Here is a 14,952-nt window from a genome sequence, read left to right on the forward strand (position 1 = left end):
CCTAAACCGGATCGAACGCGCGGATCGGCGGCAAATTGCCGGTGAACTTCTCCACCTCCACCGTCGTGAGCTGACCGGTGCAGCCTTGCGCGAAGGACGAGGTGCCGATGTCGCGGGTGAGCACGTTCGGATTGCCGTGAACGCAGAGCGGCGCTTCGTCCTCGGGATCCATCGGATCGTACCAGGCACCGGTCGGCAGTTGCACCACGCCGGGCGCGATGCCGTCGGTGACGTTCACCGCGGCGAGACAAGCGCCGCGTTCGTTGAACAGGCGGATGATGTCGCCATCCTTGATACCGCGGACATTAGCGTCGCGCGGATTCATCCGTGCGACCTCGCGGCCGCGATGTTTTGCGGCGAGCGAATGCCCGCCGAAGTCGAGCTGGCTGTGCAGGCGCGTCACCGGCTGGTTGGCGACGAGGAAGCACGGCGCGCCGGGCTTCGGCATATCGGACTTCGCGAGCCAGACCGGATGGCCCGGACAATCCGCATCGCCATGCCCTGCGATCTTCGCCGAAAAGATCTCGATGCGTCCGCTCGGCGTCGGCAGAGGATGGGCGACCGGATCCTCGCGGAAGCTGCGCAGCCGGCCGCCATCGTCGGGCTGTTGCGGCACGACCAGGCTGCCGCGCTGCCAGAATTCGTCGAAGCTCGGAGCCTCGAGGCCGCGCTTGGCGAGCGAGGCCCGGGTCGGCTCGTAGAGATGTTCGAGCCATTCCCTTGATGTGCGGCCTTCAGTGAAGGGTTCGCGGGCGCCGAGACGATCGGCGAGATCGGCAAAAATCTCGTAGTCGTCGCGCGCAAGACCAAACGGCTCGGCGATGCGGTGCATCGCGACCATCAGCGGATCGTTGGTGGAATAGCCGATGTCCTCGCGCTCGAGCGTCATGGTCGAGGGCAGCACGATATCGGCGTGCCGCGCCGTCGCGGTCCAGGCGAGCTCGTGCACGACCAGCGTGTCGACCTTCGCGAATGCCTTGCGCAGGCGGTTGATGTCCTGGTGGTGATGGAAGGGATTGCCGCCGGCCCAGTAGACCATGCGGATGTCCGGATAGGTGCGCGTCTCGCCATTGTAGCGATAGGTGGTGCCGGGATTGAGCAGCATATCGGCGATGCGCGCCACCGGAATAAAATCCCGGACAGCATTGCGGCCCTGCCCCAGCGTCGGTCCCGGCACGTCGTTGACGCGGCGGCCGTAATAGCCGATCGCGCCGAGCGAATAGCCGTAGCCGCCGCCCGCAAGACCGATCTGGCCGAGCGCTGCCGCCAGCACCATGCCCATCCACACCGGCTGCTCGCCATGCTCGGCGCGCTGGAGCGAATGCGAGACGGTGATCAGCGCGCGCTTGCCGGCAAGGCGACGCGCGAGCGCGCGGATCGTCTCCGCATCGACACCGCAGATCGCGGCGGCCCATGCGGCATCCTTGGCCTGGCCATCGCTCTCGCCGGTGAGGTAGCGCAGGAACACCGGCCAGCCTTCGGTGTAGCGATCGAGGAAGGCCTGATCGTGCAGGTTCTCGTTCACGAGCGTGTGGACGATGCCGAGCATCAACGCAGTGTCGGTGCCGGGCGTGCAACTCATCCATTCGGCGCCGGCCTCGACGGGCAGATCTTCGCGCAGCGGGCTCATCAGGATGAACTCGCAGCCGCGCTTGCGCGCCGCTTCCATGGCGCCGCGCTCGACATGCTTGCTGATCGAGCCGCCGGCCACCATCGAGTTCTTCAGCGCCATGCCGCCGAATGCGAGCACGATGTCGGTCTCAGTCGCGATCTGCTCCCAGGTGACGTTGCGCTTCGTGATGTCTTCATAGCCCGCCAGGATCTGCGGCAGCAGCACCGAGGACGCGCCCGAGGAATAGGAATTCACCGAGCGCACATAGCCGCCCAGCGCGACGTTGAGGAAGCGGTGCACCTGGCTCTGCGCGTGATGCAGGCGGCCCGCACTCGACCAGCCATAGGAACCGCCGAAGACGGCGCCCGGGCCACGCGTGTCGCGGATGCGCGCCAGTTCATCGCCGAGCAGGTCGAGCGCCTTCTCCCAGCTGACCGAGACGAATTCGTCGCGGCCGCGCCGATCGTCGGGACCGGGTCCGCGTTCGAGCCAGCCGCGGCGAATCGCCGGCTGCGCGATGCGTGCCTGGTGGCGCAAGGCGCCCGGAAAATTGTCGATGATACCGTTCGGATCGGGATCGCCGGCATAGGCCCGGACCTCGAGCCCGGTGGCGCTGTTACGGGCCGAGAACACGCCCCAATGCGAGGTGTGCGGCTTGAAACCGTCCGACAAATCGAGGCCGGGGTCGGGGAAGCCAATCGTATCATCCATCGCGTGGTCCTCATCGCGGAGCGCCGCGCAGGCTGCTCCGGGGGACACTATAATGAGGCGGCCCCGTTAAGGGCAACGGCCTAACCATGGCCGCGGCTCGGAGCATAGCGGCCTCGCGGAGATCGCAGCCCTTTAGGGCAAGCAGCTTCAACATTGTCATTGCGGCCTTTCATCGCAAGCGCACCATTTCACGCCAACTGCCTCATCTTTGACTCCACGCGGCCCGACGACCCGCGTTAGAGTGCATGTCAGTTGCGGCCGGCGACGACTTTTCTTTGCGAAGGTGGAGCTCATCTGATGAACGAAAACGACATCCGCAAGGCCATCGCGGAGGTGAAGCAAGGCACGCTGTCGCGCCGCTCGTTCATCCAGACACTGGCTGCGGTCGGGATCGCGGCGCCAGTCGCGAGCCAGATCCTGATCTGGAACGACGTGGCGATGGCGGACGCCACGCTTGCCTACAAGCCGACCAAGGCCGGCGGCGGCGGCCCGCTCAAGATGCTGCTCTGGCAGGCGCCCACTTTGCTCAATCCGCATTTTGCGCTCGGCACCAAGGACCAGGTCGCCTCGCGCATCTTCTTCGAGCCGCTCGCCGGCTGGGACAAGGAAGGCAACCTCATCCCCTGCCTCGCCGCCGAGGTCCCGACCAAGGCGAACGGCGGCCTCGCGGCGGACGGCATGAACGTCACCTGGAAGCTGAAGCAGGGCGTGTCATGGCATGACGGCAAGCCCTTCACCGCCGATGACGTCGTCTTCACCTGGACCTACGCCGCGGATATCGCGACCGCGGCGTACACCACGGGGTCCTACCAGAATATCAAGGTCGAGAAGATCGACGACCACACCGTCAAGGTGATCTTCAAGGACCCGACGCCGTTCTGGGCCGACCCCTTCGTCGGCTCGGTCGGCCAGATCCTGCCAAAGCATCATTTCGGCGACTATGTCGGTGCAAAGTCGCGCGACGCGCCGGGCAATCTGAAGCCGGTCGGCACCGGTCCCTACAAGTTCGTCGAGTTCAAGCCGGGTGACCTGGTCAGAGCCGAACGTAATCCCGACTATCACGTCAAGAACCAGCCGCATTTCGACACGCTCGAAATCAAGGGTGGCGGCGACGCGGTCTCCGCCGCCCGCGCTGTGCTCCAGACCGCCGAATACGACTATGCCTGGAACCTGCTGGTGGAGGACGAGGTCCTCAAGCGCATGGAGGCCAGCGGCAAAGGCAAGGTGGAGTTCACGACCTCCGGCGGCCTCGAGTTCATCATCCTCAACACGACGGACCCGTGGACCGAGGTCGACGGCGAGCGTTCCAGCGTCAAGACCAAACACCCGACCCTGTCCGATCCGGCCGTTCGCCAGGCGATCAACCTGCTGATCGATCGCGAGGCGATCCAGAAATACATCTACGGCCGCGGCGGCATCGCTACCGCAAGCTTCGTCAACCAGCCCTCGCAGTTCAGGTCGAGCAAGCTGACCTACGAGTTCAGCGTCGAGAAGGCGAACAAGATCCTCGACGATGCCGGCTGGAAGATGGGCGCGGACGGCGTCCGCGAGAAGAACGGCAACAAGCTCAAATACGTCTTCCAGACCTCGATCAACGCGCCACGCCAGAAGACACAGGCCATCATCAAGCAATCCTGCCAGAAGGCCGGCATCGACATCGAGATCAAAGCGGTCACCGCCTCGGTGTTCTTCTCGTCGGACGCCGGCAACCCCGACACCTACTCGAAATTCTATTGCGACATGGAGATGTACAACGCGACGCAGCCGCAGCCTGATCCGGAGCGATTCCTCAACCAGTGCGTCTCCTGGGAGATATCGAGCAAGGATAACAAATGGCTCGGCCGCAACGTCTCGCGCTGGTCCGATCCCGAGGCCGACAAGGCCTACAAGGCCGCGCAGAAGGAGCTCGATCCGGTCAAGCGCGCCGCGCTGCTGATCAGGGTCAACGAGATCTTCTGCGAGGCCAACGTGCTCGTGCCGCTCCTCTCGCGCAACATCGTCGGCGGTGCCGTCAATAGCCTGATGGCCGACATCTCGGGGTGGGACGTGACGACATGGAATCTGGGAAGCTGGTATCGGAGCTGAGGGAGAAGCAGGATCGACGGGCAATGGCTCGTAGCCCGGATGGAGCACAGCGCAATCCGGGTCGATTGCAGCCAATTTGCGAAGGTCCCGGATTTCGCTGCGCTCCATCCGGGCTACAAGAGATCGCCGTCGCACGGAATTAAGCCATCGGGCCTTTTTGCATGCCCGGGGCGCGTCCTGCCGTCTGCTCCTTCCGTCATTCTGGGGCTAACCGTTCTTGCCCATCGCAATCGTTCGATAATGAAGCCATACGACAACAGAGCCTGGTTCCTGCTGCTTCCCGCTTTGGTCATCATGACCTTCGTCGGAATCATCCCTCTCATCGCTGTCACGAATTACTCCTTCCAGGACCTCTTCAGCCTGAACAATCCCTATTGGGTCGGCGTCGATTGGTACCGGAACATCGTCTCCTCGGAGCGTTTCTACAGCAGCCTGGGGCGAAGCTTTCTGTTCTCGGCCATCGTGCTGTCGATCCAGCTGCCGCTCGGCATCTGGATCGCGCTGCTGCTGCAACGATCGCCTCGATTCATCGTCAGCACCGTCCTTGTTCTGATCACGATCCCGCTCGTGGTGCCCTGGAACATGATTCCGATGATCTGGCTCAACTTCATCAATCCCAATGTCGGTCTCGCCGGCCGGAGTTTGGGATGGCTGGGCATCGGCTTCGACTACAAGTTCAATGCCCTGCACACCTGGATCGTGCTTGTCGTGATGGATACATGGCATTGGCTGGGGCTGGTCGTCGTACTGTCCTATGCCGGCATCTCCAGCATTCCGCCCGCCTACTACCAGGCGGCGGCCATCGACGGCGCATCGCAATGGCACATCTTTCGTTTCATCCAGCTGCCGAAGATGAAGACCGTGCTGTCGATGGCGCTTCTGCTCCGCTTCATGGATAGCTTCATGATCTATATCGAGGCCTTCCGCATCAATGCCGGAGGACCGAATGGCGCCACCGCATTTTTGAGCCTCGACCTCGGCGAGGAAATCCAGGCTTTCAACTACGGACCGGCCGCCGCCCGCTCGATTGTCTACTTCCTGATCGTCATGACGGTCGCGTGGACCTTCAAGGCGGCAACCAGCGCTCCGAAGCCGGTCGCCATGGAGCCCGCCGGGTGAAGTCGCTGTCATGGGTGGGGCGGATTGTCGTATTCGCACTGGTGGGGGCCTTCGTCCTCGTGCCGCTGGCGCAGACGATCATCATCAGCTTTGTGTCGACCCTGCCACGAGACGGGATCACTGAGGGGCATTTCAGCCTCGTCAACTACCAGAACATTCTCCATTCGCCTGTTCTGAAAGAGGCGATTCAGAACTCGATCATATACGTCGTGTTGAACGTCACGCTGTGCCTCGCCGTCGGCTTGCCCGCGGCTTACGCGTTCGCACGCTACAGCTTCGTCGGCGATCGGCAGATCTTTTTCCTGCTGCTGGTCTTCCGCATCACGCCGACTGTCGTGCTGTCACTGCCGATCTTTGTCCTGTTCTCGCAGGTCGGCCTGGAGAACACCCCGATCGGCATCGCTCTCGTGCATTGTGTTTTCAACATCCCGATATCGATCTGGATCTTGGAGGGATTCATCGCAGCCGTGCCGCGCGAGTTCGACGAGACGGCATTTCTGGATGGCCACTCTCTCGTCAGCTTTGTCTTCCGCCATCTCATTCCAGCGGTGGCACCGGGCATCGGCGTCACCGCGTTCTTCTGCTTCATCTTCTCCTGGGTCGAGGTGGTGCTCGCCCGCATTCTGACGACGACCGGCGGCAAACCCATCACCATGGCCATCAACGCGCTATTCGGCTTCCGAACGGATGTCGGCCTCGTCATGGCCATGACTGTTCTCGCGCTCGTTCCCGGAATTGCGATGATCTATTTTGTGAGAAATCATCTGGCGAAGGGGTTCGTGATCCGGACGTGATGGTTGGACGAAGTGCAACGACGAGCATGATGCAAGTGCTCCACCCATCCCGCGCATTACATCTTGCGCTGCCTGATTGACTTCAGCCAATCCGCCAAGCGTGGATGCCCCCTGAATCTGTCTTCCAGGCTCGCCAATTCCTGCTGGAAGAGTGGCAGCGAAAGCAGCCTCTCAATATCGGGCTCCCTGATCTTCCAGATCGGCGATGGAAAGAAGCCGTGGACCCTGAGTTCATAGAGCTCGCAGATCGAGTGGATGATTTCATGCACGACCCGCCGCTCTTCCGCAGTGATCTCGGTGCTGCCAGGCGCCCCGCGTTCGAGGAACGCGGTGACCGGGAGGCGACGCCGCAAGTCGGAGATCCGGTCGGAATATCTCAGGAAGATATCGGCACCCAGACGCCGGTTGTTGGTGTGCAGCGCCGTGTAGATCGCGATACTGCCAACGATGACGGTCCCAAGCGTCATGAATTTGAGAATATGATCGAGCACTCGCAGGTCTCCTTGCACGGCGCGTCGGAATGACCACGGGAAACTAGCTCGATCTGCCGTGAAGTCGAGTGTTGAGGTAGCGCATAGGGTGGGCCGAGCACTCTCCCGGCTCCTCATTCTGAGGAGCGCGGAACGCGCGTCTCGAAGGGTGAAGGCCCGGCTCCTGGCCTCAACATCGTCATTGCGAGCGGAGCGAAGCAATCCAGAATTCCTCAGCGGCGGCAGTCTGGATTGCTTCGCTCCGCTCGCAATGACGGAGCCAGGGGCACTGTCGGCCATCCTCCACGCTCACTCCAACTTGCCGACACGCCTTCGCGTTCTCGCGGCGCATTTCGCCCGAGCTTTGCTTCGACACTCCACCCACTTGAGCCAAGAGGGCGCAGGGAAGGCCGGGTGCCGGCTGGCACCCGCGGTCTGCTGCGCGAAAGGTAGCGCAGAAGAGACCGCACAGCAGCATACAGGTGTAGCCAATCACTCGGCCTTCCCTGCGCGATGGTTGGACGGCTTATGCCGTGCTCTCCCGGGAGCCGAGTTCGTTCTGGCCTCCCTCACTCCAGCGAAATTCACCGGCACCGCGCCGGTTGACGCGACTGCCGCATCCGCAAGAGCTTGGCCGTAGCAACGACGGCCAGGACCACACGGTTTTGCCGTACGCACGGCTCGCCATTTCGCCGCAGTTTTCCCAGCCCTGTCGACGGAGCCCGAAACTTACAGACGAGACGAACCTGACAGCGCCGCTCATCCAGCACGAAGTTTTGGGCTCACGGAGAGCAATCCGCCCTGCCCTTAACCTTTCGCGCCCAACGCTGCCGCGTCCACCGCAAGCCCGGCTCGCGAAAATGACGACACAAGATCGCCCCTCAAGGATGAGCCGGGATGGCCGAGAGATACGCCGTTTCCGAATTTCGGTAAAGTGGAATATTTTTATGAGGAAGGATTGACGGGGCGGCGAAACAGGCCAGGATTTTGCCCGACGGGCGAGCAGCCGGCTGCGCTTCCGGTGGCCCGGCAGCCGGGCCAAGCAAAGGACTTAAGCCACGAGGACGAGATTCTGAAAAGGAAGGCGTGCTGAAAAGCAAGGCATGTTGAAAAGGACGACATGCCTGGACCGTCGCCGCAATTCACGGCTCATCCGATGAGCCATCGCCCTTTGTGAATATCGAACTTCACCGAGCCTTCGTCTCGCATTTTCAACAGGAGGGACTGGCAAGCCTCCTCGTTCGCGACATTGGCGCGTTTCATGACTTCGTAGACTTTGAGCGGCTTCTCGCGAAGCGCATTCAGGATATTTTCTCGATCATTCAGCACGACGAAACTCCTCCTACCAACAAGCGCGCAAGATCACTGAAAGTACGATAGCTGATCTTCCGTTACGACCCGCTCGACATTCTCCGACTTGCTCTTGATACGGTAGCGAAGACGTCCATCTGCCTCGATCGGCATACATTGAACGATGGTGTAAATCATGGCTGGATCAAGTGCTGCACGTCCTTGTGGACCTTGGGGCTGGTGGCGAACGTCGTCATTCAGCTTATAGGCATATGCCATGTGCTTACCTCTGAAGTCATCTCCCATTCCTCTAGCGCAGAGCATGCTGTGACGCAATGTAACCATTGCCCTCCGGCTCAGGCTCCTGGAAGCAGAAACAGCGCTGCGCGGTCCGACCGTGTCCGGCGATGTCCTCAGGTTTCGGGCGGGTCTATCGCCCTTTGCAGTCTCCCCACCAGAAGCGTTCATGTGGCAGTTTCGCCGGTGCGCTGGGACCGTTGAGCCGGACGCCCCGCACTTTTGAGGTCGCCGCCTGCGCGACAAACGTCTATTGTTCCCGGGAATCATGGTTTCTGGACCAATCGCAGGTGCAAGGATCGAGCAATGACTAAACGGAAGCGCTCCGCCGAGCAGCAGGTCGCGGATGAAGCGGACCGAAAGGCGCAAAATCCAATCGGGGCGCGGCAAACGATCGCGGACAGCCACGCCGATCCGGAGTTCCAGGAAAACCATAAGCGTCTCAGGGCGGAGCGCCTGGCGCGAGATGCCGGGCCGACAGGCAAGAATTGACCCGACTTTCGAGAAGCATTTGGATCGAGAAAAGATGACAAAAGAAGTTAGTGAATACCAACCGCCGCAGCCCATCAGCAAAGCGGAGCGTGAAGCACGCAAGGCCTTCCGCCAGGTCGATGCGGAGAAGGCAATGTCCGAGCACGCGGTCGCCGAGAAGGCTTTCGCTCAGAATCGAGAGCGGCTGAAGGCAGAGCGGCTGGCGCGGGAAGCCGCCGCGGGCCCGGTGCCAAAAAAGCAACCCAAGACGAAGAAATCCAAGACGAAGAGCGAGTGAACCCGCACGAGCAGCTGCACGACTCGAGCTTGCAGGAGCGGCTTTAACGCGCCGGCGACTTGGGACCGCATACTTTGATGTAGACAACGACGAAGCCTGATGGGTTTCGCAAGAGCTCTACCTATCCTTGTATTTCTTAAACGTCACTGGAAGGTCGGCGCTTCGGCGTGCCACCGCACCAGGGCGTCCATATCAACCAGCGCTATTCTATCCGACAGCTCGGCCGATTCTATAGCCTCCTCAGTAAACGCGGCTGTGGTGACGATGTAGCCCCGGAAAGCACCCTGCTCTTCGATGACGCCCTTGAATTGCTGAATGGTGGGCCGTCCGACCTTATTGTCAGTCGAATTCCGCTTGCACTGTATGACCATCAAACCATCAGGATGAACAGCAAAGCCGTCGGCACCGAAGTCGTTCGATTTTCGCGTCGCCCATGCCTCAAAGCCTGCGGCTTCGAAGAAGCTCATGGTGTGGCGCTCGAACTTGAAAGGATCCATACCGAGCAGATGTTTCCGAAGGGCCAACTCTTCGACCGGCACGGCGAACCGAGTTGGGTCCATCGGCTGCTCCTTCATCGCAGCCTTCATTCGCGCACTGGTGCGGCGCAACCGTTCGTCTTGGATTATGACCTCTATGATCTCCGCAATATGAGGCCGTACCTCAGGGTTTGTAATGACAGCTTCGATTATCGATGTGATGCCCGCGGTGCCGAGAAAAATCAGCAACAGCACCGGCACCCCGAGCGCACCGCCGAATGCTGCGATGCCGGCGGCATGTCCGCCGACCAACGGAATAGCAGCCAATGTCGCGGGCAGAGCGATCTTCATCGACAACGGAAGGTCAGATTTCCGGTAATTTGAAACCGCTTCAGAAACACTCTTCGCAATCGCTACGATAGCCGTTCGTGAGTTGATCAGCGAATTCAGCTCCTTGAATTTTTCGACAGGACGCAGATCACTGGCAACGATAGCGCGCGACTCGTTGAGCCATTGTATGGCGAGCACCCGATCTTCAGCCCGCGTCGTATGCTTGATAGCCGAAGCAAAACGGCCAACCAGCCACCTTCTGATGCCCTCTGTAATTGCATCGAACATGATTGCTTTCTAAAATTGTAGAGATTTCTATAGTGTCTGCGAACGATTTAGCCAAGGAAATTTGAGATGAGAGCAATATTGATACTCGTCTTGTTGGCCGTCGCCACTTGCAGCGCCCGGTGTGAGGAGACTTCCGCTCCTAGCCGGATCGACGGAATAACCAAGTCAGCGCGTGACATGATACCCGCCATGCCTTCAATGCCGTCCGTATCCCTTCCGTCGATGCCCGACCTCTCGTTACCAGACCTTTCAGATGCGACCGGCAGAGTCATGACGGAGTTCAACACATTTACTCAGCAAGTCGGCGACGCGCTGCCGATCCTCGAACAGATGGGTTATGAGGTCACCACGCTCAAAATCACCTGGGGTCTGCCGCCGAAAGCTCGGTTGCGTTTGAAATCAACCGGTAATCCGGACGTTCAAAAAGTGAACGCAATCGCGGCAAAGGCAACGAGCGGCGGCGTACTGATTTCCGCCCTCATCACGAGCGCGGCGACGGCAAAGCGTATCCAGAGCACTATGCGCTTGGGAACGGCGTACCTGGACGCGGATTTCGCGATACCGCCTCGGGTGAACATGAAGTTCGTTAGCGCCAAGGCGAACGACAAGGATGAATCACTTCGCGACGCTGACGAGTTGGAAATTGCTTGCAGGTGACTCTGTGTCGTGTCGATAACCCGTAGGATGGTAGAGCGAAGCGAGGCCGATCACGCTTCTGACCGCGGTGAGGCATGATGGGTTTCGCAAGTGCTCTACCCATCCTACGGGGCCTGAGCCCATTCCAAACAATTCACAGCTTACGAAGCTGCTGACGCATATGAAAAGCCGGCACCGCATGCCGCCTGGGCACGATAGGTGGAAGGTGCGATCGGAGACCTTTCCCTGACATGGTCAGCCAATGGGGCGGCCTGTTGCCTGAAGAAAGCGATCTGTTGGCAAGGGCGCCCGGATCTCGCTTCATCTCTATTGGGATTGACTAATTATCTCTATTGGGATTGACCGCATTGTTGCGGCATGGGATTGATGCTTCCATGAAGGACGTCATTTACAGCGTCGAAGCGGTTCGGGCCTTGCGGCAACATTCGAACCGCAAGGCCGCCATCATGGCGAAGATCGACGCCTATGCAAAGAATCCGGCGGCGCAGGCAAACAACGTCAAGAAGCTGAAGGGCCGTCCGGACTACCGATTGCGGGTCGGCGACTTCCGGGTGATCTTCTCGGAAACGAAAGACACCGTCACCATTCACGATGTCGGACCACGCGGCGGGATCTACGATTGAAGGAAAGCACCATGAACAAGGTACAGCGCATCAAGAGTCCCAGCGGCGAGGACATGGTTGTGCTATCGGCCGCAGATTATGAGCGCTTGGTGGAGGCGGCCGAGGATCAGAGGGACAGCGAAATTGCCGAGCGCTCCCGGAAGGCAATCGAGCGAGGCGAGATAGAGACCTTAACCTCCGCCGAGGCGAAGGAGCTGTTGGCCACCAAGAGCCCGCTTGCTTTCTGGAGGAACAAGCGCGGCCTGACGCAGGGCGCGTTGTCCAAGGCGAGCGGCGTCGCGCAGGGCTTCATTTCCGAGATCGAGGCCGGGAACAAGCCGGGCACCGCAGCGACGCTCAAAAAGCTCGCCACGGTCCTGAAGCTCACGGTCGACGACCTGATCTGACGAAATGAACTATCGCAGCGAATTTCCAGGCTCTTCGCCGGACAGTGCCTCACCCAGCCTTGCGGACTGGAATCGCTCGGTTCGCCAATGACTTCAGGGACTGAGCGGGAGGCATTTTGGTAGCGGGAGAGGGACTCGAACCCCCGACCCCAGGATTATGATTCCCGTGCTCTAACCAGCTGAGCTACCCCGCCACAGGGTACGCGGGGGCCGAAACAGGCCGATCTCGCGAACGCGCGGCATATAAGGAAGGGGGCGGCGGGCTGTCAAGCAAAGTGGGGCGTGGCTGGGGGCTGATTTTGGCGGCGGAATCGCGCCCCTCAGGCCCCAGACTCGCGGAGAGTCCCCCTCACCCGAAATCCGTGCTTTTGCGCGGATTTCGGCCTCTCCCCGCTCGCGGGGAGAGGCGAAGGAAGAACCGTTATTTCGGCCGGACCGTCGGGTCGCCGCCGGGGCTGCCGGGGGGCGGGATCACGGGCATGGCGCCGTCGGTCGAGGGCGCGGGGGCGTGCATTTCGGGGTCCACGCCGGAGGGCGGGCAGAGCACGCCGTCGGTTTTGGCGAGCTTGTCGCCGAGCGGTTCCCGGGACTGGCCGGTGGTGGTGCCGTCGGGCGCGGTGGCGCGGTTCGGGCGGTCCTGGGGCGCGCAGTCGGCGGCGCGTTGCGGGGATTGCGGCGCGGTCGCTTGCGGCGGCGTTGCCGAGGCGGGCGGGGCCTGCGCGATCGCGGCGCCTGAGGCGGCGATCAGGAAGCCCGCAAGGATGAGGTTTGATGTCTTGTTCATGGAGGGGAAACGCGCGGGTCAGGCCCGATGTTCCCGGCCTGCAACATTACGATTTGACGTACCTGATCAGCGAAAAGTGCCCCATCGGCGGCATCGGGCGGCGCTCGGCCAGCGTGATGCCGCCGTGCCTGGCGGCCCAATCGACCAGGCGCTGCCACGGGAATTCCGGGCGCCAGCCGAGGCGGCGGGCGAGCGGCGCGAAGGCGAGCTCGGAGAGTTTGCGAAGACCACTCTCGGCGCCGATGTGGTTGACGAGGATCAGCTCGCCGCCGGGTTTGAGCACGCGCACGAACTCGTCGAGCGTGCCTTCGGGATCGGGCACGGCGGTGATGACATATTGCGCGACCACCGCGTCGAAATAGCCATCGTGGAAGGCGAGATTCTTGGCGTCCATCACCGAGAGCACTTCGACATTGGACAGCCGCATCGCGCGCACGCGCTCCTGCGCCTTGCGCAGCATCGGCTCGGAGATGTCAACGCCGCAGATTTTTGTGGTGCGCGCATAGTCGGACAGCGAGAGACCGGTGCCGACGCCGACGTCGAGGATGCGGCCGCCGATGCGGTCGGCCTCCGCGATGGTCGACTGCCGGCCGGCGTCAAACACCTTGCCGAACACGAGATCATAGACCGGAGCCCAGCGGCCATAGGCCTTCTCGACCCCGGCCCGCGAGATGTCTGCTGCCATGCCCCCTGCCCTGCGCGTTTCTAGAGTTTAATTGGTGAGATCAAAGCCAGCCCCGGGCGCGGTCTGGGCCTCTCCCGCTTGCGGTAGAGGTCGGCGCGTAGCGCCGGGTGAGGGTTCTTTCCGCTCGCGAGATATCGCGTGTAGAGAGAGCCCCCTCCCCAACCCTCCCCCGCAAGCGGGAGAGGGAGCGCACTTCCGGTGCTGCGGCAGCGCGATCCGAACTCATGATTACCCGCGAACCGCTTCAGCGAGTGGCCGCGCTGTGCTGCTCGCGACCTTTGCCGCGGCGCTCTGAATGAAGCCGCCGCCGAGCACGCGGGCCTGGCCGGTGGGCGCGTCGTAGAACACGCAGGCCTGGCCGGGCGAGACGCCCTCCTCGCCGGCGATGAGCTCGACTTCGTAATGACCGTTGCTGCCGCGCAGCCAGGCTGGCTGGGGGCTGCGGGTCGAGCGCACGCGCACGAACATCTCGAGGCCATTGCCGATGGCGCGGTCGATGTCGCCGTCGCCGATCCAGTTGACGTCGCGCAAGCTGATGCGGTGCATCCTCAGCGCCTCGCGCGGGCCAACGATGACGCGGCGGTTGGCCGCGTCCAGCCGCACCACGAACAGCGGCGCGGCTGCCGCGATGCCGAGGCCGCGGCGCTGGCCGATGGTGAAATTGGCGATGCCGTGATGCTGGCCGAGCACGCGACCGTCGAGATCGACGATGTCGCCGGGGTCCATCGCATTCGGCCGCAGCCGGGTGATGATGTCGGTGTAGCGGCCGGTCGGCACGAAGCAGATGTCCTGGCTGTCGTGCTTGTCGGCGACGGAGAGGCCGAAGCGACGCGCGAGCTCGCGCGTCTCGGGCTTGGTCATGTCGCCGAGCGGAAAGCGTAAGTAGTCGAGCTGCTCCTGCGTGGTCGCGAACAGGAAATAGCTCTGGTCGCGATCGGCATCGGCAGCGCACACCAGCGCGCGCGAGCCGTCGTCGCGACGGCGCGAGGCGACGTAATGGCCGGTGGCAAGCGCAGTGGCGCCCAGCTCGCGGGCAGTCTTCAAGAGGTCGCGAAACTTGACCGAGCGGTTGCACTCGATGCACGGCACCGGCGTCTCGCCGAGCGCGTAGCTGTCGGCAAAATTATCGATGACGGACTCGCGGAAGCGGTCCTCGTAGTCGAGCACGTAATGGGGAATGCCGAGTTTTGCGGCGACGTCGCGGGCGTCGTGGATGTCCTGGCCGGCGCAGCAGGCGCCCTTGCGATGGGTCGCCGCACCGTGGTCGTAGAGCTGGAGCGTGATGCCGACGACGTCATAGCCTTCGGCCTTCAACAGCGCAGCCGTCGTCGAGGAATCGACGCCGCCCGACATGGCGACGACGACCCTGGTGTCCTGCGGACGGCCTTCGAGATCCAGACTGTTGAGCATGGGTTCCTGATGCCTTGAGCCGGGACATCGGCGGTCCCCGGGAACTTCGGTTCCCCCGGGGGGCTGACTTGCCCGGTCGAAAGCGGCTGAGAGCACCCTTTAATATAGGCGGCCTTCCGGTGAAGCAATCGCGCGGGCCCAAAGCTTAGGGCAATTCTTGCCGGGG

Annotated in this window: 17 protein-coding genes and 1 tRNA gene; 8 read left to right on the forward strand and 10 right to left on the reverse strand. The window is 62.0% G+C overall.

The genetic code is table 11. From position 1 onward, the window contains the following. Nucleotide 1 precedes the first annotated feature (1 nt). Nucleotides 2–2,323 (reverse strand): molybdopterin guanine dinucleotide-containing S/N-oxide reductase, encoded by a 2,322-nt coding sequence (locus tag UP06_RS32320; protein ID WP_045007760.1) that lies wholly within the window; start codon nucleotides 2,321–2,323, stop codon nucleotides 2–4. 297 nt (nucleotides 2,324–2,620) lie between these two features. Between UP06_RS32320 and UP06_RS32325 the strand changes: the two genes are divergently transcribed. From UP06_RS32325 to UP06_RS32335, 3 genes are all read left to right on the forward strand, one after another. After that, complete coding sequence (locus tag UP06_RS32325) at nucleotides 2,621–4,408, forward strand: peptide ABC transporter substrate-binding protein (protein WP_045007761.1); 1,788 nt, start codon at nucleotides 2,621–2,623, stop codon at nucleotides 4,406–4,408. Nucleotides 4,409–4,645: 237 nt separating this feature from the next. Then, a complete protein-coding gene (locus UP06_RS32330; protein WP_197087439.1) occupies nucleotides 4,646–5,527 on the forward strand; it encodes a carbohydrate ABC transporter permease in 882 nt (293 codons plus the stop codon). Continuing rightward, nucleotides 5,524–6,321, forward strand: coding sequence for a carbohydrate ABC transporter permease (locus tag UP06_RS32335; RefSeq protein ID WP_045007763.1), 798 nt, complete (start codon nucleotides 5,524–5,526; stop codon nucleotides 6,319–6,321). Before UP06_RS32330 ends, UP06_RS32335 begins: the two co-directional genes overlap by 4 nt. 56 nt (nucleotides 6,322–6,377) lie before the next feature. Here UP06_RS32335 and UP06_RS32340 read toward each other — a convergent pair whose 3' ends face one another. From UP06_RS32340 to UP06_RS32350, 3 genes are all read right to left on the reverse strand, one after another. Further along, entirely contained in the window at nucleotides 6,378–6,812 is a 435-nt protein-coding gene (locus UP06_RS32340) for a hypothetical protein (RefSeq protein ID WP_045007764.1), read from the reverse strand. A 1,128-nt stretch (nucleotides 6,813–7,940) separates the two neighbouring features. Next, complete coding sequence (locus UP06_RS32345; RefSeq protein WP_045007765.1) at nucleotides 7,941–8,120, reverse strand: hypothetical protein; 180 nt, start codon at nucleotides 8,118–8,120, stop codon at nucleotides 7,941–7,943. 33 nt (nucleotides 8,121–8,153) lie between these two features. Next, nucleotides 8,154–8,360: a hypothetical protein gene (locus tag UP06_RS32350; RefSeq protein WP_045007807.1), complete on the reverse strand. Its 207-nt coding sequence runs from the start codon at nucleotides 8,358–8,360 to the stop codon at nucleotides 8,154–8,156. 324 nt (nucleotides 8,361–8,684) lie between these two features. Between UP06_RS32350 and UP06_RS32355 the strand changes: the two genes are divergently transcribed. Then, the gene (locus UP06_RS32355) at nucleotides 8,685–8,870 is read left to right on the forward strand and encodes a hypothetical protein (RefSeq protein WP_045007766.1); all 186 of its coding nucleotides are present in this window, start codon (nucleotides 8,685–8,687) and stop codon (nucleotides 8,868–8,870) included. Between the two features lie 34 nt (nucleotides 8,871–8,904). Further along, nucleotides 8,905–9,147 carry a hypothetical protein gene (locus tag UP06_RS32360; protein WP_045007767.1) on the forward strand — a complete coding sequence of 81 codons (243 nt, stop codon included), beginning with the start codon at nucleotides 8,905–8,907 and terminating at the stop codon, nucleotides 9,145–9,147. A gap of 143 nt (nucleotides 9,148–9,290) precedes the next feature. On the opposite strand, the gene UP06_RS32365 is transcribed toward UP06_RS32360, so the two are convergent. Both UP06_RS32365 and UP06_RS41195 read right to left on the reverse strand, forming a co-directional pair. After that, nucleotides 9,291–10,241: a restriction endonuclease gene (locus UP06_RS32365; RefSeq protein ID WP_045007768.1), complete on the reverse strand. Its 951-nt coding sequence runs from the start codon at nucleotides 10,239–10,241 to the stop codon at nucleotides 9,291–9,293. Between the two features lie 47 nt (nucleotides 10,242–10,288). Next, nucleotides 10,289–10,513 carry a hypothetical protein gene (locus UP06_RS41195; RefSeq protein WP_156163374.1) on the reverse strand — a complete coding sequence of 75 codons (225 nt, stop codon included), beginning with the start codon at nucleotides 10,511–10,513 and terminating at the stop codon, nucleotides 10,289–10,291. Between UP06_RS41195 and UP06_RS32370 the strand changes: the two genes are divergently transcribed. From UP06_RS32370 to UP06_RS32380, 3 genes are all read left to right on the forward strand, one after another. Further along, nucleotides 10,512–10,898 (forward strand): hypothetical protein, encoded by a 387-nt coding sequence (locus UP06_RS32370; protein WP_156163375.1) that lies wholly within the window; start codon nucleotides 10,512–10,514, stop codon nucleotides 10,896–10,898. The genes UP06_RS41195 and UP06_RS32370 overlap by 2 nt on opposite strands. A gap of 374 nt (nucleotides 10,899–11,272) precedes the next feature. Then, the gene (locus UP06_RS32375) at nucleotides 11,273–11,521 is read left to right on the forward strand and encodes a type II toxin-antitoxin system RelE family toxin (RefSeq protein ID WP_045007770.1); all 249 of its coding nucleotides are present in this window, start codon (nucleotides 11,273–11,275) and stop codon (nucleotides 11,519–11,521) included. An 11-nt stretch (nucleotides 11,522–11,532) separates the two neighbouring features. Beyond that, complete coding sequence (locus tag UP06_RS32380; protein ID WP_045007808.1) at nucleotides 11,533–11,907, forward strand: helix-turn-helix domain-containing protein; 375 nt, start codon at nucleotides 11,533–11,535, stop codon at nucleotides 11,905–11,907. 117 nt (nucleotides 11,908–12,024) lie between these two features. Here UP06_RS32380 and UP06_RS32385 read toward each other — a convergent pair. The 4 genes from UP06_RS32385 to mnmA all read right to left on the reverse strand — a co-directional run bounded on the left by UP06_RS32385 (nucleotide 12,025) and on the right by mnmA (nucleotide 14,786). Beyond that, nucleotides 12,025–12,101 (reverse strand) — tRNA-Met (locus tag UP06_RS32385). Nucleotides 12,102–12,328: 227 nt separating this feature from the next. Beyond that, a complete protein-coding gene (locus tag UP06_RS32390) occupies nucleotides 12,329–12,691 on the reverse strand; it encodes a hypothetical protein (RefSeq protein ID WP_045007771.1) in 363 nt (120 codons plus the stop codon). Nucleotides 12,692–12,737: 46 nt separating this feature from the next. Next, nucleotides 12,738–13,376, reverse strand: coding sequence for a class I SAM-dependent methyltransferase (locus UP06_RS32395; RefSeq protein ID WP_045007772.1), 639 nt, complete (start codon nucleotides 13,374–13,376; stop codon nucleotides 12,738–12,740). A gap of 228 nt (nucleotides 13,377–13,604) precedes the next feature. After that, nucleotides 13,605–14,786, reverse strand: a complete 1,182-nt coding sequence (mnmA, locus tag UP06_RS32400; protein WP_045007773.1) for a tRNA 2-thiouridine(34) synthase MnmA — start codon at nucleotides 14,784–14,786, stop codon at nucleotides 13,605–13,607. Between the last annotated feature and the right edge of the window lie 166 nt (nucleotides 14,787–14,952).

Source organism: Bradyrhizobium sp. LTSP857 (assembly GCF_000938285.1).
Lineage (GTDB): Bacteria > Pseudomonadota > Alphaproteobacteria > Rhizobiales > Xanthobacteraceae > Bradyrhizobium.